This is a genomic window from Luminiphilus sp. nBUS_07 (assembly GCF_051201685.1).
In the GTDB taxonomy this organism is placed as follows: domain Bacteria; phylum Pseudomonadota; class Gammaproteobacteria; order Pseudomonadales; family Halieaceae; genus Luminiphilus.
Genome location: NZ_CP179213.1, coordinates 73,172 through 90,877, shown reverse-complemented (window position 1 = coordinate 90,877; position 17,706 = coordinate 73,172). Strand labels below are relative to the sequence as shown.

Annotated in this window: 17 protein-coding genes; all 17 read right to left on the bottom strand. The window is 53.4% G+C overall.

The annotated features are described in order from the left end of the window. Nucleotides 1-8: 8 nt before the first annotated feature. The gene (gene fliE, locus ACMAZB_RS00430) at nt 9-329 is read right to left on the bottom strand and encodes a flagellar hook-basal body complex protein FliE (RefSeq protein ID WP_435213480.1); all 321 of its coding nucleotides are present in this window, start codon (nt 327-329) and stop codon (nt 9-11) included. A gap of 31 nt (nt 330-360) precedes the next feature. Then, nucleotides 361-1,689: a sigma-54-dependent transcriptional regulator gene (locus tag ACMAZB_RS00425; protein ID WP_435218626.1), complete on the bottom strand. Its 1,329-nt coding sequence runs from the start codon at nt 1,687-1,689 to the stop codon at nt 361-363. Beyond that, the gene (locus tag ACMAZB_RS00420) at nt 1,686-2,870 is read right to left on the bottom strand and encodes a sensor histidine kinase (RefSeq protein WP_435218624.1); all 1,185 of its coding nucleotides are present in this window, start codon (nt 2,868-2,870) and stop codon (nt 1,686-1,688) included. Before ACMAZB_RS00420 ends, ACMAZB_RS00425 begins: the two co-directional genes overlap by 4 nt. Before the next feature lie 574 nt (nt 2,871-3,444). Beyond that, nucleotides 3,445-4,623, bottom strand: a complete 1,179-nt coding sequence (locus ACMAZB_RS00415; RefSeq protein ID WP_435218622.1) for a sigma-54 interaction domain-containing protein — start codon at nt 4,621-4,623, stop codon at nt 3,445-3,447. A 204-nt stretch (nt 4,624-4,827) separates the two neighbouring features. Next, nucleotides 4,828-5,193 (bottom strand): flagellar protein FliT, encoded by a 366-nt coding sequence (locus tag ACMAZB_RS00410; protein WP_435218620.1) that lies wholly within the window; start codon nt 5,191-5,193, stop codon nt 4,828-4,830. 2 nt (nt 5,194-5,195) lie between these two features. Beyond that, a complete protein-coding gene (gene fliS / locus ACMAZB_RS00405; protein ID WP_435218619.1) occupies nt 5,196-5,588 on the bottom strand; it encodes a flagellar export chaperone FliS in 393 nt (130 codons plus the stop codon). 22 nt (nt 5,589-5,610) lie between these two features. Beyond that, nucleotides 5,611-7,098, bottom strand: a complete 1,488-nt coding sequence (fliD, locus tag ACMAZB_RS00400) for a flagellar filament capping protein FliD (RefSeq protein ID WP_435218617.1) — start codon at nt 7,096-7,098, stop codon at nt 5,611-5,613. 128 nt (nt 7,099-7,226) lie between these two features. Continuing rightward, a complete protein-coding gene (locus tag ACMAZB_RS00395) occupies nt 7,227-7,616 on the bottom strand; it encodes a flagellar protein FlaG (protein WP_435218616.1) in 390 nt (129 codons plus the stop codon). A gap of 109 nt (nt 7,617-7,725) precedes the next feature. Then, nucleotides 7,726-9,213, bottom strand: coding sequence for a flagellin (locus ACMAZB_RS00390; RefSeq protein ID WP_435218614.1), 1,488 nt, complete (start codon nt 9,211-9,213; stop codon nt 7,726-7,728). 501 nt (nt 9,214-9,714) lie between these two features. Then, nucleotides 9,715-10,926, bottom strand: coding sequence for a flagellar hook-associated protein FlgL (gene flgL, locus ACMAZB_RS00385; protein WP_435218613.1), 1,212 nt, complete (start codon nt 10,924-10,926; stop codon nt 9,715-9,717). Beyond that, nucleotides 10,923-12,593: a flagellar hook-associated protein FlgK gene (gene flgK, locus ACMAZB_RS00380; protein WP_435218611.1), complete on the bottom strand. Its 1,671-nt coding sequence runs from the start codon at nt 12,591-12,593 to the stop codon at nt 10,923-10,925. Before flgK ends, flgL begins: the two co-directional genes overlap by 4 nt. A gap of 2 nt (nt 12,594-12,595) precedes the next feature. Beyond that, nucleotides 12,596-13,045 (bottom strand): rod-binding protein, encoded by a 450-nt coding sequence (locus ACMAZB_RS00375; protein ID WP_435218610.1) that lies wholly within the window; start codon nt 13,043-13,045, stop codon nt 12,596-12,598. After that, complete coding sequence (locus tag ACMAZB_RS00370) at nt 13,045-14,166, bottom strand: flagellar basal body P-ring protein FlgI (RefSeq protein ID WP_435218608.1); 1,122 nt, start codon at nt 14,164-14,166, stop codon at nt 13,045-13,047. The genes ACMAZB_RS00375 and ACMAZB_RS00370 overlap by 1 nt, the downstream gene beginning before the upstream one ends. Nucleotides 14,167-14,214: 48 nt before the next feature. Next, nucleotides 14,215-14,868, bottom strand: a complete 654-nt coding sequence (locus ACMAZB_RS00365; protein WP_435218607.1) for a flagellar basal body L-ring protein FlgH — start codon at nt 14,866-14,868, stop codon at nt 14,215-14,217. 19 nt (nt 14,869-14,887) lie between these two features. After that, nucleotides 14,888-15,673, bottom strand: a complete 786-nt coding sequence (flgG, locus tag ACMAZB_RS00360) for a flagellar basal-body rod protein FlgG (protein ID WP_007234254.1) — start codon at nt 15,671-15,673, stop codon at nt 14,888-14,890. 14 nt (nt 15,674-15,687) lie between these two features. After that, nucleotides 15,688-16,428 carry a flagellar basal body rod protein FlgF gene (locus ACMAZB_RS00355; protein ID WP_435218605.1) on the bottom strand — a complete coding sequence of 247 codons (741 nt, stop codon included), beginning with the start codon at nt 16,426-16,428 and terminating at the stop codon, nt 15,688-15,690. 21 nt (nt 16,429-16,449) lie between these two features. Next, entirely contained in the window at nt 16,450-17,682 is a 1,233-nt protein-coding gene (gene flgE, locus ACMAZB_RS00350) for a flagellar hook protein FlgE (protein WP_435218603.1), read from the bottom strand. Nucleotides 17,683-17,706: the final 24 nt, after the last annotated feature.

Below are 17,706 nucleotides of genomic sequence, written 5' to 3'. Positions count from 1 at the left end.
TCAGTGCCTCAAACCTGCATATTCATAACTTCTTGGTACGCGTTTAAAAGTTTGTTGCGTACCTCCGTCATGCCCGTGAATTGTAAGCTGGCTTTTTGCGCGGTCACCATGACCTCAGCCAGAGAGACCGTTGGATCACCGGACTCAAATTGTTGTGCTAACCCTTTGGAAACCTGAATCGACTCATTGACCTCGTTCAACGACTGAGACATTAGCGAGGAAAACCCGGAGCCGCCGACACTGTCTAGGCCCGACTTCGGTTCGCTCGTTGCCTGACTCGCCATGGTCCGCATTTGGGCGAGCACCTGATTAATTGCTATGTCACTCATGGGCTAAATTCCTTAATCTTTTATCGTTGGCTTAAGCGAGACTGCCGGGCAAGGCATGCCCTTCGTCACGAAAGCGCGCCAGCTTGTACCGAAGTGTGCGCTCACTTATTCCTAAACGCTCACAGGCTTTTTTACGGCTGCCGTTGACTGCAGCTAGCGCTGAGAAAATTAACTCGCGCTCGCGAGCCTTTAAATCACCATCAAGCGCCGGGGGCAGAGTTGGTGCTTCAGGCATGGATTCTGCGGCGGTATCAAAGACAACGGCACAGGGTTCGATGCACTGACCACCCGTTAATATAATGGCGCGCTGAATGCAGTTATCCAGCTCACGAATGTTACCGGGCCATGAGTAGGCCAAAAGCTTTTGAAGGGCTTCATCGGTAAAACTTAACAAGCGATCACCACCGTGGTTGCCAAGAAAAAGCTGCGCTAGAGGCGCAATGTCGTCACCTCGGTCGCGAAGTGGAGGCAGTTCAATGGGGAATACACTGAGGCGATAAAAAAGGTCCTCTCGAAACCGGCCCTCTGCCACCTCTTCGGTGAGCTTACGGTTGGTGGTGGCAAGCACCCGCACATCAAGATCGATCAAGCTCGAACCACCCAAGCGCTCTACCTCACGCTCTTGCAGCACCCGAAGTAACTTAGCCTGCAACTCGATAGGCATTTCAGTAATTTCGTCGAGCAGTAAAGTTCCGCCATTTGCTTGTTCAAATTTTCCGGGCCGGCTTTGGTGGGCACCGGTGAAGGCACCTTTCTCATAGCCGAACAAAATTGACTCAAGCATGCTCTCGGGCATGGCCGCACAGTTCAGTGCGACAAACGGCCCCTCGCGACGCTCGGAGCCCTCATGGATGGCCCTGGCCAAGACTTCTTTGCCGGTTCCCGATTCGCCACTAATAAGCACTGTCGCATCGGTAGCCGCGACCCGTAAGGCCAAGTCTAAAACGTGTTGGGTATTTGCAGCCTCGGCAACCATGCTGGTTTGTTGACTGGGCAACTGAGTTTCCATTCGAGAAACCAATTCGAGCAATACGTTAGCTTCGAAAGGTTTTTGGAGGTAATCGGTAGCACCGTCACGCATAGACTGCACTGCGTGTTGAACCGAGCCATGGGCTGTCATCATGACAAAGGGCAAAGTCGGCTCACGGCGGCGGACAACTTGTAGAAGCTCGGTGCCATCCATTTCATCCATCTGTACATCGCTAATCACCAAATCAACTGTCTCTCGATCCATCACGGCTAGCGCATCTTTGCCGTTCCGCGCGTTCAGAACCTGGTAACCGCCGTACTCCATGGTTTGGCACAAAGCGCCGCGTAATATCGCGTCGTCTTCAACAATAAGAACTTGAGGAGCGTTCATACAACCTCCGCAGGGGTTTCGGGTGCCAATGTAATCGGCAGCAAAATCGTGAATTCAGCACCGCCACCGGGACGATTGGCCGCCCGAATCGTGCCGCCGTGTTGGGTAATGGTGCCCGCGACTACGGCAAGGCCCAGGCCATTTCCTGCGGCTCGGGTGGTAAAAAAGGGGTCGAAAATGCGATCTATGGCTTTTGCAGGTATGCCGCAACCGCGGTCAGCAATTTGAATCACTGCGAGACGGTTGTTTCGAATACGGCTGCTTATCGTGATATTGGGTTGGGTTGCAGAGGCGTCGAGGGCATTGGTAATCAAGTTACTAAATGCCGCCACCAAGTCATCGTGGCAGCCTTCCAAGTGCGGTGCAGGTCCACAGGACTTGATGGTCACTAGCGCTTGTTGGTTCTCAATATCGGCGGTGCAACTTTGCACAGCATCTGCCAATGCAGCCTCAAGGCCCACAGGGCCCGTAACCTTACCGTGGCCTTTGACGAAGCCGAGCATTGAAGTGATTAGTGCTTCCATGTGCTGAAGATGGCTACGCACATCGCTACAAATGTTCTGACGTTGTGCCTTGGGCAAATCAGATTCCATAAGCGTTAAGTAAAGCAGCGTCGATGACAATGGTGTTCGAATTTGATGCGCCAGGCGGGCAGCCATTTCACCCAGGGCCACCAAGCGCTGTTTACGCGACGCTTCATCTTGCACGGTGTGATGGCGAGTTATGTCGCTGAGTAAGACAACGGTTTCGCCATTGTCTCCTAAGTGCGTGGCTTCAACGGATAGGCGGCGTCCGTGTATTTCCAAAGTGGTGTCGTCGGGGTAAAAGCCCCGGGCTTCTACCGCTGACCACTCCTCACCCTCTAAAGGCTCACCCAACAGGCGCTCAGCCTGGGGGTTGGACTCGGTAATTCGTCCTGCACTGTCGACAATAACAACCCCGCCGGGCAATGCGTCTAGCAATGAGGCCAAGCGGGTAAGTAAGCGACCGCGCTCGGCATGTTCTTCCCGCCGCGCTAGTCGAGCGGCTTCTAATTCGGCGGTCAATCGCGCTATCTGCTGGGCCATGGCGGCGTGAGTTGCCTCAAGAGCTTCGCCGGCCCTAGCTAATGTCGCCTGTTCCAGACTGATCAGCTCGGGCTGCCCAAGAGTTGCGTGATCTTTGAATTCCATGACTTCCATTAATTTCGTTGCCTATGTTGTTCACAGGGTGCCGCTTCAGTGGCAGGGCGGCGGCAAACTATTGCCGCGGTCTTGCCGTTTCCCTGATAAAAGCAATGGTTATGCCGAGGCTACAAAATTGTTCTTAAACAATGACTTATGATCTTTCTTTCGATCATGTCAGATTGTTGACGCCGGTGACCCTCGGGGTAAACATCACCGAGCAAGCGGCAGTGTGGCGCCACTATTGATACCAAGAGGCTGATACCAAGCAGCGGTTCCGTGGCTTTGGCAAAGGAGTGTTCCGCAGTCTTATTGAGCGCTGGAGCGTGTTTTTTGCGCGGCGACAAGGCCTTGAGCCCAGAATCTCCTGGACTGGGATTCAGATATCGCCATTCGAGGTTTTCGGTTTTCTGTGTTCGATCGAAGGTTCGAGGTTCGAGGTTCGAGGTTCGAGGTTCGAGGTTCGATGTTCGATGTTCGATGTTCGATGTTCGATGTTCGATGTTCGATGTTCGATGTTCGATGCTTAAAAGATTAGACCTTTTATTGCTGAGGCGAGGACGCCAGTAGCATTAAAAACTGCCGCAGGGCCTCAGGTGCGGCTAATATCGTACTTGCGCATTTTTTCAACCAGCGTAGTTCGCTGTAGGTTGAGGCGCTTAGCAGCCTGTGCATTTACCCAGTCAGAGTGCTCTAGGGCTGCGAAAATGAGGTCTTTCTCAATTTCAGCCAAGTGCTGTTTTAGATCGATATCGCCAATGGTGAAATCGACCACGTGCGGTGTGACCGGCGGCAGCTGATCTGCTGTGGCAAACAATCCCGAGAGATCTTCGGCATTGTTATCGACCGGAGCGGGCAATACCGCCACCTTCTCCTGGGCTGATTCATCCATGCCCTTAAACAAATCATCAATAAACTTAGCCACGGCCTCGGGGTCGTGTCGCGGTGTCTGAACCCAGTCGGCCTGACTGGCGGCGTAACGCCCAGGAAGTTTCTGAGTATCGACCTCTTCACCCGGGTAAAGAATCGTAAGGCGCTCAATGAGATTGCCAAGCTCACGAATATTGCCCTGCCATTCGCACTGACACAATTGCGTCAGCGCATCTCGCGACAGGCTGATTGCCTCACCGTTTTGCTCTTGCTGTAGATCAATAAAGCGCTGAGCTAGAAGGGGAATGTCCTCGGGTCGCTCGCGCAATGGCGGGACATCGATGGGGAACACATTGAGGCGATAGTACAAATCCATGCGGAAATCGCCAGACTCCACCTTGCCCTCTAGGTTTTGGTGAGTGGCTGCAACAATGCGCACATTGGCTTTTTGCACTTTTGTGCCACCCACACGCTCAAAGGTTCGCTCCTGCAAAACTCGAAGCAGCTTCACCTGCATGTCGAAGGGCATGTCACCGATTTCGTCAAGAAACAGCGTACCGCCCTCGGCTAATTCAAAACGCCCCTTACGCGCAGCAACAGCACCCGTAAATGCGCCTTTTTCGTGACCAAAGAGCTCACTTTCAAGGAGTTCGGCGGGAATGGCACCACAGTTAACGGCAACAAAGGGGGCGCGAGAGCGTGTAGAGCAATCGTGAATCGCCCGGGCTACCACCTCTTTGCCCGTTCCCGACTCACCCTGCAACAACACGTTGGCCATTTTAGGCGCGACTTGCGCGACTAAACTGCGCAAATTGGCAATCGCACCGCCCGCACCAACGAGTACCTGCTCGAGGTTGACTCGGTTGTGGGATAGCGCTTCAGCTGTCGCAGTTCCAACCATAAAAGTGGTAATCTGTGGGCGTCGCCACAGCCTTAATAAGGAATGGAGACCGTAACAGCCAACACCTTGGCTGTCAGTAAATTGACACCATATTAAGAAATTTTCTTAATTTAAATCGCAAAACGCCGCGCTTTTCGCAAATTTTAATACAAAATCTTAGGCATTTTTCTTAAAGTGCCACTAGACTTTGCATAAAGCTAACAATTAGACCGGATCGACGTCTAAATACTGATTAATCTGCCGACGCGTATTCACCTGCCCCGAATGCCGCGCAGCAGCCTCAGCTTTGGCAGTATCAAGCAACGACACCAGCTCTTCGTTGAGGTGCAGCATAGCGGCCAGTGCCTCTGAAAATATCTCGGAATGCTCGGGAGATACCGCCGTCGCAAAGCACTCATTGAGTAGCGCGCGACGCTCAGACTCCATGCTAGCCACCTGGTGCCAGTCGTCGCCACGGGCAATATCCAGCATTTGCTGAGTCATCATGAGTACATTGGCCAGCAAAGTGCACTGACCTCGGCGCTCAGCGAGGTCGGTTAAGGCTTGGGGCTCCATTACTGCAACTCCCATCATTAGCTCCCTACCTGATCCTTTATGCCATCCCAACCTGCCTTAACTTCACTGAGCAGGGCCTGTACCTCGTCCAATTTTTTAGCGTCATTTTCACGATTGGCGTCGACCAAACCTCGAATCATGTAGTCATAAAGTGCCTCAAGGTTTTGAGCAATCTCACCACCCTGACTCATATCTAGATCGGCCTGCAGCTGGGCTAAAATGCTAATGGTCTTGCCCAGCATTTCGCCCCGCCGAGCAACATCACCTTTCTCAATAGCGCCCCGGGCAGCATTTACCCGATCAACGGCGCCACCAAGAAGCATCGCCGTTAACTTGTGGGGCGAAGCGTCCATAATCCCTGAGTGAATTTGTGTATTGCTGTAAGCGCTCATAGCTTGGCGTGCATTCATAATGGTTACCTTAAATCAGTCATTAATTTCGGTCAGACCCGCTATTAAACCCGGGAAGGGCGTCTAGCTGAGCCAGTAGAAAATCACCCGTGGACGTCAGCTGTGCCAGCAACGAATCGAGGGCATTAAATTCGGCGCGATAGCGCGCTTCCAAATTCGTCATTCGGCGAACTAACGTTGTGCGTTGCTCGGCAATGTCTTCGACGCGGCTATTTAAACTGTCGGTGCGACTGTCAAAAACACCCGTAGTGCTTAAGAAGCCCGTTAACAGGGTATCTAAGTTATCGGCCATGCCAGTCACTTCAGCGCCGCTCACTGTGCCACCCGCAAACAACGTTTTCACTGCACTGGGATCTGCTGTAATGGCCGCATCAAGAACGACGGTATCGAGGGTTAAGGTGCCGTCTGCTTTCGTCGTGATGCCAATTTCCGCCAACGCGGTATAACTGCCACCAGTAGCGATTGAGTTGGTTAGCGTCGAGCGCACCTGTGAAATTACACCTCGAGCGGTGGCGTCTCCCTGAAGCGAGCCGGCAACCTGCGTCGTAGCGTCATATTTAGTTAGGCTAGTGGCACTGGTGGCGTAGCCGTTATAAGCGGTAACAAACGCCTGAACAGCGCTGGTAATCGCACTTGGATTATCTGCCACTGTGAGTGTCGCCGCACTGGTCGTTTGCTCTTTTAGCGTGACGGTAACGCCGTCGAGGACGTCAGTGAGTACATTGGAGGCACTGGTTAATGCTAACCCGTTAATCGTAAACGCAGCGTCTTCGGCGGCAGCCGACTGGGTCATGTTAGATGCAGTACTGTTAAACGCTAGCTGGGATAAGCCGGTGTTGTCGGTGTCGGTACCCGTATTGTTTGCCGTGCCATCGCCATCCTCATCAATGCTGATCGACACGCTATTGGCCACGCCGGTGTCTTCGGTGGTAATGAGTAAGCGATATTGGCTGCCATCTTTGACCAAGGACGCATTGATGCCGGCGTTAGCGGCGTTAATGGCATCGCGCACCCCCGACAGGGTGTTGTTGGAGCTGTCGATAGTAATGTCTACGGCTGTGAGCGATGCATTGGCCGAAAAACCTGAGTAGGTGCTGCCCGAATACGTGGGCGTGCCCAAGGCAATGGTGAGCTTGCCCGTGCCCACAACCGTATCAGTAGCCGCAAAATTGCCCGAGGTTAAGGACTGATTGACCGCTAAATTAGACACTTCGAGGGCATAAGTGCCCGTGGCAACATTGCCAGAGGTTGCTGTGGAGATAGAGGCAACGTTGGATTGACTCGAAGACGACGTGTAGGCCGCGTAAGTGCTGTCGCTCTTCAGCGTTGTAAGCGTCGGCTGTACCGCTGCCAGAGCGCCTTTGAGCTGCCCAAGCCCCGATAACAGTGACGTGAAACCGGTTTCTTGGCGCAGCAAACGCTGCTCCTGTGGTACACGCTCGGCACCCACAAGGCCAGAAACCAAGCTCTCTATGTCAAGCCCTGAACCCAGGCCTGTTGCTGCCACCATGATGCCGCATTCCTTTACTGTGCTTCACGCCTTTTAGAAGGCCGTGTAGAAAATTTGACGGTACTGCCTTTCCCAAATGACAATGCAACATGCGTGCCAGTGTTGGCTTAAGCACCCTATTTTCTGAATCAACCTTCCTCGTTGATTAACACACCCGATACGACGGTGGCATCTGCGCCCTGCTTCGCCGCAAAACGCGCTAAAGCAACCAGTTCCTCACTGGGAATTTGACGAATCACCTCGTCGGTATCGGTATCCAGCACCGTCACAATGGGTGACCTCAGCTCGCCGTCGACATTAATCCGCAATGACCGCGACGCACTTGAAAGATACTCGCTGAGGTCTGCAGCTGCCTGCACTACTTCCTGGGCCGAAGGTCGCTCTCGCTCTACTTCCTTCACTTCCCGCGGTGGAGCCTCGGCAGTTACCCGCTCAACGGGTGCCTCCCGCTCGACTGGCGCTGCCCCCGTGCCGGGTAAGGGCACCGGTGGCTGATTGGGATTTACTGATGTACTCATTTTCAAATCCTCCCTGTCGATTAAAACTAAATTTGAGCTCTAGCCGACAAAAAAGCCGGACAGTTTGCACTGTCCGGTTGTTTGCTTACATTTGTAGCCTAGGCCTCTATTACTGCAGAAGCGCAAGGACCTGCTGGGGCTGAGCGTTGGCCTGAGCCAAAACCGAGATACCCGCCTGAGTCAAAATCTGCGACTTGGTTAGGTTAGCGGTTTCAGACGCGAAGTCAGCATCCTGAATGCGTGACCTGGAGGCCTCAGCGTTCTCAGAGGCGACCTGCAAACTGGTAATCACAGACTCGAAACGGTTCTGGATCGCACCCAAGTCGGCCCGGCCACTACTGATCTGGGCTATGGCTGCGTCCAAGACAGACAGTGAATCAGCAGCAGTAGTGGCACTGCTCGCTAGGTCAACATTATCAATAGAGACCAAAGCAGCTGTCTGAGTTCCCTGCACGATCTCAGCAGCAACGCTGCTAGTCACAGAGATTGAACCCTTGGTTGTGGTAACATTAACGTCACCGATCACTGTCGACTCGTTGTCTCCGGCATTCGCAGTGATTTGGTCAGCCACGTCATTTGCCCCCGTCACGTCGGCCGTTATACCAGTAGATGCTGCATCAGTGAACCCAGAGATGGTTATATCACGGCCGTCGGCTGCAGTTAGAGTGACTTCGCTCTTGTCGGTGGAAGCAAAAGAGGCCGTAACGCCGGTAGTACCTTGGACCGCGTTAATCGCGTCTTTTACCGCTGTGAGGTCGTTTGCATCGGCTACAACAACGCCCGTGATAGCGGTTCCCTCCAGGGTGAAAGTTACGGTTTCAGCCGCACTGAAGTTACCCAAAGTAGCTGTATTACTAGCAGTAGCTACCAAACCAAGGCGCGAATCCATGGCATTAATAACTGTAGCAATCTCACTCGCCTCAGCGTTGGCACCGATCGCTGCAACCGTTCCGGCAGTCCCCACGGTATTGGAGTTCGTGTCGGTAATGGTAAAAGACAAATTCGCCGCCTGTATACCGTTGGTGTCCGCAGCCGCATCCCTGGCGGCACCCAAAAACGTACCATTCAGATCAGCTGCATACTCTCCAAGAGCATTCGTGTTGGCATCAATAATCGCATTAACGCTGACAGTCTCACCTTCTGTAGCACCCACCTGGAAAGTCTTGCTGGTGAAAGAGCCATCTAACAGCTTGACGCCGTTGAAATTCGCTGTGTTGGCGACACGGTCAATTTCCGAGACCAGCTGATCGACTTCCGACTGCAACGCCTGACGGTCTGCTCCGCTGTTGGTAGCATTAGCGGCCTGTACCGCCAGCTCGCGAATACGCTGCAGGTTGTTGGTGACCTCCTGAAGCGCACCTTCTGCAGTCTGAGCCAGCGAGATACCGTCAGCCGCGTTACGAGCCGCCTGGTTCAAGCCATTGATCTGTGCCGTGAACCGGTTGGCAATAGCCAGACCCGCAGCATCATCCCGGGCAGAGTTGATTCGAAGGCCAGAAGACAGTCGCTCTAGCGATGTTGCTGCCGATGACTGGCTGGCGTCTAGGTTTCGCTGGGCATTCAGCGAGGCTACGTTAGTGTTGATGACAAGTGCCATGGTGTCGCTCCTTGTTGGCCCGCTCTGCGTGCCTAGTCGGTTTAGAACATGCTAGGTTCTTTTGTGAACCCGCTTCTCTCACCCCTAGTAGCGACGACCTGTGACAAAGCTTTAGTAACCCTTGAGATTATTTTTAGCCAACCACCTGTTTTAATGTGATTTACATCGCAAAACATGGCAATTCCAGCCGCCAGCTACATCTTTAAAATCCAATCAGACTTTGCGAAGCGCCTTTTTATAAAAGTGAACAACCTTTAATAGCCCAGGTCGGCAAAAATATTAGACAAGAGAGCCTGTCACTAAACGGTTTAATTTGCGGAGAAGCTGGGAGAGAGGTTGTTAACGCCAAGGAAGCTAACCGGTGCCGTCACGCTTACTTTAGAACGGTGCTTTGCCTTGGATGCTATGGCTTAGGTGCTATGGCTTAGGTGCTATGGCTTAGGTGCTATGAGAGCAACACAAACACAGAGTGGTTTCTAAACCAGAGGAAACTGCCAAGCATTACAGATAGTTAAATAGTGATATACCTTGAGTCTTTAAATAAGACTGCTGGGCGGCCTGAAGTGCCACCAGCTGGAGGTTGAGTTCAGTGACCGCTTTAGCAAGATCAAGATCTTCCAGGCTAGAGATTGTGCGTTCAACTTGCAGGTTAAAACTGTCGTTTAATGAGATCTGGTCATCAAGCCGATTCAGACGTGCACCTAAATCGGTACGCACTTTAGAGAACTGACCCAAGTTGGCGTCGATACTTTGTATAGCTGCACCGATGCGAGACACGCGCTTTGCCGTAGCGTCGCTAGAGCCGTTTGTGCGTAGTGCAGCACTGAGTTCAGATAGCGTATCGAAGGCGCTTTGGGTGCCACCCGAGGTAACCGCAAACGTATCCGATGCATTAGGCTCACCTTCTATAACCACCGTTGCACCTGCGAAACTTATGGCCTCACCCGGCGTGAAGTCCTGAGCGGCCGCTAACGCGCCCGATGTGCTTCCAGTGACGGTGTACTGGAGTTGCCCTGCGCCCCCCGTTGAGAAGGAAATTGTGTAATTCTCATTACCCGGGTAGCTATTGTCGTAGCCGGTACTGCCCACAGTACCGTTACCCACATTGCTATTGGGTACAGAAACTTCAAAAGCACCATTACCCGCGGGGGCATTTTGAAACAGCTCAGCACCGGTATCATTGCCTTGAATGCGAATACCGGCGGCTATATTCACCATGCGCGGCCCGCCGGTTCCGTCGTAGCTAATGGCGCCACCCGACTCACTAAAGGCAGCCGAATTGACGCGGTCACCGGCAAAAATGTATTCACCGTCGGCATTGCGGGTATTGCCAATGTTCAATAACGAGTCACGCAAGCCGTCTATTTCTGCGGCAATAATCTCGCGGTCTTCCTGCGTGAGCAGTGCATCGTTAGCACCCTGAACAGCGAGCTCTCGCGCCCGTTGCAGTACCGACTCGGCACCCGCAATAGCGCTCTCCTCAAAAGACAGAGCGTTAATCGCACGGTCGGCATTGCGCTGATAGGTTTCCACGCGATTCAACTCAGTACGCAAACGAATAACCTCAGCCGCAGCACTCGGATCATCAGAAGGATTTTGAATACGTTTACCTGACGCTACCTGTTCTTGAATGCGGCTCAGCTGTGACTGTGCCTCAAGAATGGAGCCAATGCCGGTGCGATACACCTGATTTGAAGATACGCGATCAATCATCGTGAAGTTGCCCGCAATAAGGTGTCAAACACTTCGTTGGCCACCGCCACTATTTGCGCCGCAGCTTGATAGGCCTGCTGATAACGCACCAGGTTTGCCGCTTCTTCGTCGAGGTTGACCCCTTGCAAACTGCTCTGACGGTCGAGGGCGCTGCCCAGCAGGGCGGTCTCGGTTTCAGCACTAGACTGGGCGCGCTGAGTGCGCACAGCGACATCGGACAACAGGTTATTGTAGACCTCGCCGTAGGTTGCAGTGCTGCCTTTAAGTAAAGACTGGTCACGCAGTTCAATCATGGCCAGCATATTGCTGTTGTTGCCGGCAGCCCCACCATTGCTAGCGGCGGCAATTTTTGCCGGGTCGTCTATTTTCACCTCAAGAAAGCGCGAAGCCTGAAACACCGGGTCAACAATGAACGCATCGCCTTGGTTGGCGCCTGCTCCTCCGGTTGCAACCTGTGCCGTATAGGTTATTTGCACGCCGTCTACCGTTGCCGGGGAGGCACCCAAAGTGGTCACCGCGTCGGTCGTGAGATTGCGCAAATTGACCCCGGTTGCCGTGTAATCGACCCGGTAGCTGTCGCCGGTGAGTAATTTCGCGTCAGTGACGGTAAACGTGACTGCGGCATTACCGCTGTTAGCTGTACTGTCATCAACGCTTGGCGCGGTTTTCACAACTCCCTCGGTCTTGGTAAATAGGGCCGTGCCATTAACGCCCTGAAGGTCATCACCACCCTCTTGAATAGCGTTAACAGTTTCTGCAAAGCCCACAGCTAGTAAATTAAGCTCGCGACGTGTGGGATTGATCACCTCATCAGTGACAGTTAAAGCTGCCCCCAATTTTCCGCCGGTTAAAAAGTCGCTCACGTCGCTTGAGCCTGCCACAAAGGCTGATAGCGTCACTATTGATGTGCTACCCAAGTCGGGGTCAGTTTGTGTCGCCAGAGTTTCGGCAACCGTACCGGTCACCAAGGGCTGACCGCGGCCAATAAACACGTTGAGTGAGCCGTCGTCCTGGGCCACGGTCTTGGTATCCACCAAACTACTGAGCTGCACAATAAGCGCGTCGCGCTGATCCAATAAATCGTTGGGTAAACCACCAGTGCGGCCGGAGACCTTGGCAATTTCCTCATTTAACGTGGCAATACCGCCGGCCAGCTGGTTAATTTCTGAGACGGCACCAGCAATCTGGCTGTTCATTTCTTTCGTGACGTCGTCAACGCGGCCGACAATGTAATCAAAACGCTGTACCAGTGTCTCGGCATTAGAGAGCATCACCTGCCGCTCGGGCAGCGATGTTGGGCTGTTGGCCACGGCTTCGGCACTGGCGAAAAAACTGTCCATGGCTTGGGTAATACTCGTGGAGGGGTCACCGAGCATAGAATCGACACGTTCGGCGGCATTGGCATACAGGGAGTAATAGCCGCTGGAGGCCGTGCGTTGTTGCACGTCATTAGCCATGAATTGGCTATAAGCGCGATCGATAGAGGTAACCTGCACACCCGAGCCCAAATATCCGGCGCCAATATCTTGCGCGGGACGCGCAGAAAACGTCACCGACTGCCGGCTATAACCGTCGGTGTTGACGTTGGCAATGTTTTGCCCGGTCGTTGAAATCGCCCGCTGTAATGCGCTTAGGGCCGTTGTGCCTATCCCTAGTGTATTCGCCATGCTTAGCCTTTAAGGTCTATTGCGCTGTGAGTAGCGACTGGTATGTCAAAAGCTTTAACCGGCGCTGCTGAATTTGTGAGGGGTATCCCACTCTCGGCAGCCGCTGCCGGCGTCTGGCCTTCCTCAGAAAGCTCCGCCCCTGATGCCTGTCCACGCACTTGCATTTGTTCAACCAAAACCCGGGCCAAGCCAATACCGCCCTGCTGAGACAGAGACAGCGCGGTTTGCTGGTCGGCCATCGTTTGATAAGTGTCCATCTGGTCTGAACTGAAAAGATCGCTTTTAATCGTCGCGTCACGCATAGATTTCAGCATCATTTGCATGAACAGCGATTCAAACTGTTGGGCCACCTCTTCAAGGGCGGCATTAGGGTTTGCCTGCGCTTCAGCTTTTAATGACTCCAACTGACTGAAGTCGGTGTAAACCGCAGCTTCCTGACCAATGGTGTTCATTAGATAATAATCAGCTGCGCACTAAGCGCACCTGCCTGTTGTAGTGCCTCTAAAATGGCAATGAGATCACCGGGGGCAGCGCCGACTCGGTTGATGGCCGTAACAATTTCCTGAAGGCTCACGCCGTCCTGCAGCAGGAACATACGCACGTCTTCGTCTTCAACATTGACCTCTGACTGCGTCGTCACTACCGTTTGGCCACGGCGGGCGAATGGCCCTGGCTGGCTGACCTCGAGGCTTTCATCGACGGTTACCGTGAGGTTTCCGTGGGCTACCGCCGCGGTTTTCACCATGACATCGGCACCAATCACAATGGTGCCGCTTCTAGCATTAACAATAACCTTGGCCGAGGCCGCGGCTCGCCGAACCTGAATTTTTTCCAACTCAGCCACATAAGCCACCTTTGCAGCGGGCTCAGCCGGCGCCACCACTCGAACAGAAACCGCGTCGAGGGCGACGGCTGTTCCGGGGCCCATAAAGCCATTAATTGCTGCGGCCATATTGCTCGCTGTGGAGAAGTCGGGAGAATGGAGGTTAAAGGTGAGAGGCCCAGCGCCGTGCAAGGGGGTGAGCACCTCACGCTCAACAATACCGCCGTTGGGAATACGACCTGCCGATTTAGTGTTAACCGACACAGACGATCCGTCGGCGCCCTCGGCACCAAAACCCGAGACAATTAACGAACCCTGTGCCACCACATAAACTTCGCCATTGCCGGCCTTGAGTTGCGTCATTAGCAGCTCACCACCGCGCAGGCTTTTGGCATTACCTAAAGATGACACCGTGACATCAATGGTCTGACCCGGCTTGGCAAAGGGCGGCAAAGTTGCGGTGACCATAACTGCCGCGACGTTCTTGGTTTGAGGATTGCTGTTAGCCGGTACGTTGACCCCAAATTGCTGCAACATAGATCGTGCCGCCTGTAAGGTAAAAGGCGTCTGCGTCACTTGGTCACCCGAGCCGTCAAGACCCACGATTAGACCAAAGCCGACCAGTTGATTGGTTCGGGCGCCCTCGAGCATAGCCAGATCTTTAATGCGCTCGGCCTTTGCAAGGCTAGCGATAAAAAGCAGACTTAGCGCCGCCGCTAGGGCAAAGGTATTTATCTTTCGAAGCTTCACAATTGTGGCTCCCTTAAAAAGGATTTAGTGGGCTGGTGAAAAAGCGGGTTAACCAGCCAGGGTGTTGGCCTCTTCAATAATTCCGGTACCGCCATAGGAAATGCGGGCATCGGCCACCAATGAAGAGGGAACGGTATTGAGGGGCGAAATGTCCTCGGGACGAATAATCCCCCGAAGCTGAATAAATTCGTCGCCCTGATTAAGCTTGATCCATTTCTCACCCTGAACGACCAAGTTGCCATTGGGTAAAACTTTGGCCACCTGCACGGCAATAGCACCTTGCAAGCGGTTGCTTTGATTGCTCGATCCCTGCCCCTGAAACCCATATTCCGAGGCAATACTTTGGCTCAGGTCGTAGTTACCACCACCCCCAAAATCAAAGGGCTCACCAAACAATACCGGTGCGTCGACGCCAATATCGGAACCTTTGCTCAGGTCGGTGTCGGCACTTTTTGCGGCGCTGGTAGATTCCTGCAATACGACACTTACGATGTCGCCTATGGCGCGGGCGCGGGTGTCTTCAAACAACGACAGGCCGCTTTGCTCGTTATACAAGCTTGCCGGGGTCATACCACTGCTTTGGTCGGGGTATTCAATAGGCTCAATGGGGGCATAGGCGGGATGTACTTTGGTCTCTACACCACCACAGCCAACTAAAAGAGCCGCCAAAATCAGTATTGCGAATAGGTTATTGCGCTTCATTTCAATCTCCTCACTCGTCTCACAGGTTCTGCGATACGTACTGAAGCATTTGATCGGCGGTTGAAATCGCTTTTGAGTTCATCTCGTAGGCACGCTGGGTTTCAATCATGTTCACCAGCTCCTCAACAACATTCACGTTAGAACCTTCAACAAAACCCTGCTGCAATGTACCCAAGCCATTGAGCCCAGGGTTGCCAGGAAGCGGCGCGCCGCTTGCGCCCGTTTCCAGAAAGAGGTTTTCACCACGAGCCTGCAGGCCCGATGGGTTTACAAAGTCAGTGAGCTGAATGACGCCGACCTGAGTCGCCTGAGGTGTTCCTGGCTGCTGAACAGAAACGGTTCCATCTGGTGCGATAGAAATGCTCAACGCGTCCTGGGGAATTGTTATAGGCGGCTGAACTTGATAGCCCGCCGCTGTCACCATCACACCCTGATCGTTAATCTGAAAAGAACCATCTCGAGTGAAACCCTGACTGCCATCGGGCATCAGCACCTCAACAAAGCCACGTCCCTGAATAGCCAGATCCAGAGGGTTGTCGGTTTGAGACAAATTGCCTTGAGTAAACAGCCGCTCGGTGGCTACAACCCGCGCACCCGTACCCACCTGTAATCCCGAGGGTAAGACCGTGTCCTGACTCGACTGCGCGCCGACCTGACGAACATTTTGATAAAGCAGGTCTTCAAAAATAACGCGCCCGCGCTTAAAACCATTGGTTCCCGCGTTGGCCAGGTTGTTGGAGATCGTCGCCATTTTCGTTTGCTGGGCGTCGAGTCCGGTTTTTGCAATCCACAGTGACTGAGACATGGTCGCTGCTCCTTTTATTCAAGCTTCATGATGCTGGCACTGGAGGCATCCAGTTCTTCAGCAGATTTAATGGTCTGAATGTGCTGCTCGAAACTACGCGCCAGCGTGATCATCTCGACCATGGCCCCGACGGGGCTAACGTTTGAGGTTTCCAGGGCTCCCACCGCAACCCGCACATTGGCATCGGGCTCAAGCCCGTCCATGTTGGCAACGCGAATCATGCCGTCGGCGCTCTTCACTAACGCTTCGGGTGGGGGGTTCACCAGCATCAACCGATCAAGGGCAACAATATTGGTAGGTAGCTCACCCATAGGAACAATCGAGATGGTGCCATCAGTGCCAATACTCAAACTGGAGTAAGGTGGCAGCGATACAGGACCACCGTTACCCATAATCGTTTTACCCGTGGCATCTTTGAGCAGGCCATCGGTGCCCACTCTTAAATCACCCCGGCGACTTAAGGCCAAAGTGCCGTCATCTGCCACCACCTGAAACCAACCTTCACCGGTGATCGCAATATCGAGATCACGCCCGGTTTGGGCAATGGCCCCCGAGGAATAATCCACGCCACCACCCACACTGCCCGCCACAGCCGAACCATTAACGGCACCACCGTCAACGTAAGACGATTGAGCCTGATACAAATCGGCTTTAAACCCTGTAGTGCCGCTGTTGGCCAGGTTATGGGTAACCACAGCCTGAGCCTGCTGTATTTGTCGAGCAGACTGGGCGGCGAGATGGGCAATATTAGACATAGTGGCTTACCTAACGCCTAGTTACCGAAGGTTGATCACGGCCTGGGTGGCCTGATCTTCCGTTGAGATAACCTGGGCGTTCGCCTGGAAGTTACGTTGGGCGACGATTAAGTTCACCAGCTCCTGGGTAATATCAACGTTGGCCTGCTCTACCGCAGACGCTTGAATATCACCGCGACCCGAATTCCCGGGTACGCCAATATTTGGGCTGCCCGAACCAAAGCTTTCAACGTAATTGGAGCCACCGACGGGCTGCAAACCGTTGTTATTGCGGAAGCTCGCGAGGGCCACCTGGCCAATGGCCCGTGATTGACCGTTGGTGTAGCGCGCAAACGCCGTGCCTGTATCGTCAAATTCAAAAGAAATCAGCTGACCCGCGCCGTAACCGTCCTGAGTCGCGGAGTTCACTGAAAAGTCAGTGCCAAGCTGTGTTGTGGCCAAAATATCAACCGTATAAGTCAGGTCAGCGGCTCCGGTCGCCACACCAGCCGCCGACAACAGTTCAGCCGCGGGTGTCGTAATAGCAATAGAGTTATTTGATGCCGCAGCAAGGGTGCCGTCAGGGTCAAAGCTAATTTGTGTCGCGGCAGGTGGCGTGCCCCCGTCAACCGACGTATAGACATCCCAGGTATTCGCCGTCGCCGTCTTTACGTAATACAGCTGCAACACGTGAGAATTTCCCAAACTGTCATAAATAGTCGTCGAGGTTGTGCTGTTGTAGGAGGTGGGGTCTGTGGAAGCAAAAGGCGTTGTCGCCGGCGTAGCTTCCCGAGAATCTAAATTGCTGGTTATTGTGACTTTTGAGGTCACTTTTGGGTCTACCAAGGTGGTGTCGATGAACAAGTCGCCCAGCTCACCCGTAATGACACCATCGGTATTGCCCTGATAGCCCTGCAAACGGTTACCAGATTCATTGGTAAGGAAACCGTCGCGATCAACTAGAAAGGACCCCGCTCGGGTGTACTCTGAAGCGCCTCCATTTGACACGATAAAGAAGCCGTTACCTGAGATGGCCAGATCAAGGCCGCTGCCCGTGAAATCTAAACTGCCCTGAGAAAAATCAGCGCGAATTTCGGTGAGCTCAACCCCTTGCCCGGCATTGCTACCACCTGACACAGAGTTGGCATAAATTTCGGCAAATTGAGCGCGTGAGGCTTTAAACCCCACTGTGCTTGCATTGGCGATGTTGTTACTAACGACGTCGAGGTTAGCTTGTGCTGCCTTGATGCCAGAAATAGCGGTACTAAATGCCATGGTGTGATCCTCTCTAGTTTTACT

Excerpts from the sequence above, each read along its gene's own strand:
- ACMAZB_RS00425 (WP_435218626.1), bottom strand. The coding sequence starts at position 1,689 with ATGAACGCTCCTCAAGTTCTTATTGTTGAAGACGACGCGATATTACGC.
- fliE (WP_435213480.1), bottom strand. The coding sequence starts at position 329 with ATGAGTGACATAGCAATTAATCAGGTGCTCGCCCAAATGCGGACCATG.
- ACMAZB_RS00390 (WP_435218614.1), bottom strand. The coding sequence starts at position 9,213 with ATGGCACTTGTCATCAACACTAACGTAGCCTCGCTGAATGCCCAGCGA.
- ACMAZB_RS00410 (WP_435218620.1), bottom strand. The coding sequence starts at position 5,193 with ATGGGAGTTGCAGTAATGGAGCCCCAAGCCTTAACCGACCTCGCTGAG.
- flgL (WP_435218613.1), bottom strand. The coding sequence starts at position 10,926 with ATGATTGATCGCGTATCTTCAAATCAGGTGTATCGCACCGGCATTGGC.
- ACMAZB_RS00415 (WP_435218622.1), bottom strand. The coding sequence starts at position 4,623 with ATGGTTGGAACTGCGACAGCTGAAGCGCTATCCCACAACCGAGTCAAC.
- ACMAZB_RS00365 (WP_435218607.1), bottom strand. The coding sequence starts at position 14,868 with ATGAAGCGCAATAACCTATTCGCAATACTGATTTTGGCGGCTCTTTTA.
- flgE (WP_435218603.1), bottom strand. The coding sequence starts at position 17,682 with ATGGCATTTAGTACCGCTATTTCTGGCATCAAGGCAGCACAAGCTAAC.
- ACMAZB_RS00355 (WP_435218605.1), bottom strand. The coding sequence starts at position 16,428 with ATGTCTAATATTGCCCATCTCGCCGCCCAGTCTGCTCGACAAATACAG.
- fliD (WP_435218617.1), bottom strand. The coding sequence starts at position 7,098 with ATGGTGGCAGCAACAGGCCTGGGTTCAGGGCTTGACATAGAGAGCTTG.
- ACMAZB_RS00375 (WP_435218610.1), bottom strand. The coding sequence starts at position 13,045 with ATGAACACCATTGGTCAGGAAGCTGCGGTTTACACCGACTTCAGTCAG.
- fliS (WP_435218619.1), bottom strand. The coding sequence starts at position 5,588 with ATGAATGCACGCCAAGCTATGAGCGCTTACAGCAATACACAAATTCAC.
- flgK (WP_435218611.1), bottom strand. The coding sequence starts at position 12,593 with ATGGCGAATACACTAGGGATAGGCACAACGGCCCTAAGCGCATTACAG.
- ACMAZB_RS00395 (WP_435218616.1), bottom strand. The coding sequence starts at position 7,616 with ATGAGTACATCAGTAAATCCCAATCAGCCACCGGTGCCCTTACCCGGC.
- flgG (WP_007234254.1), bottom strand. The coding sequence starts at position 15,673 with ATGTCTCAGTCACTGTGGATTGCAAAAACCGGACTCGACGCCCAGCAA.
- ACMAZB_RS00420 (WP_435218624.1), bottom strand. The coding sequence starts at position 2,870 with ATGGAAGTCATGGAATTCAAAGATCACGCAACTCTTGGGCAGCCCGAG.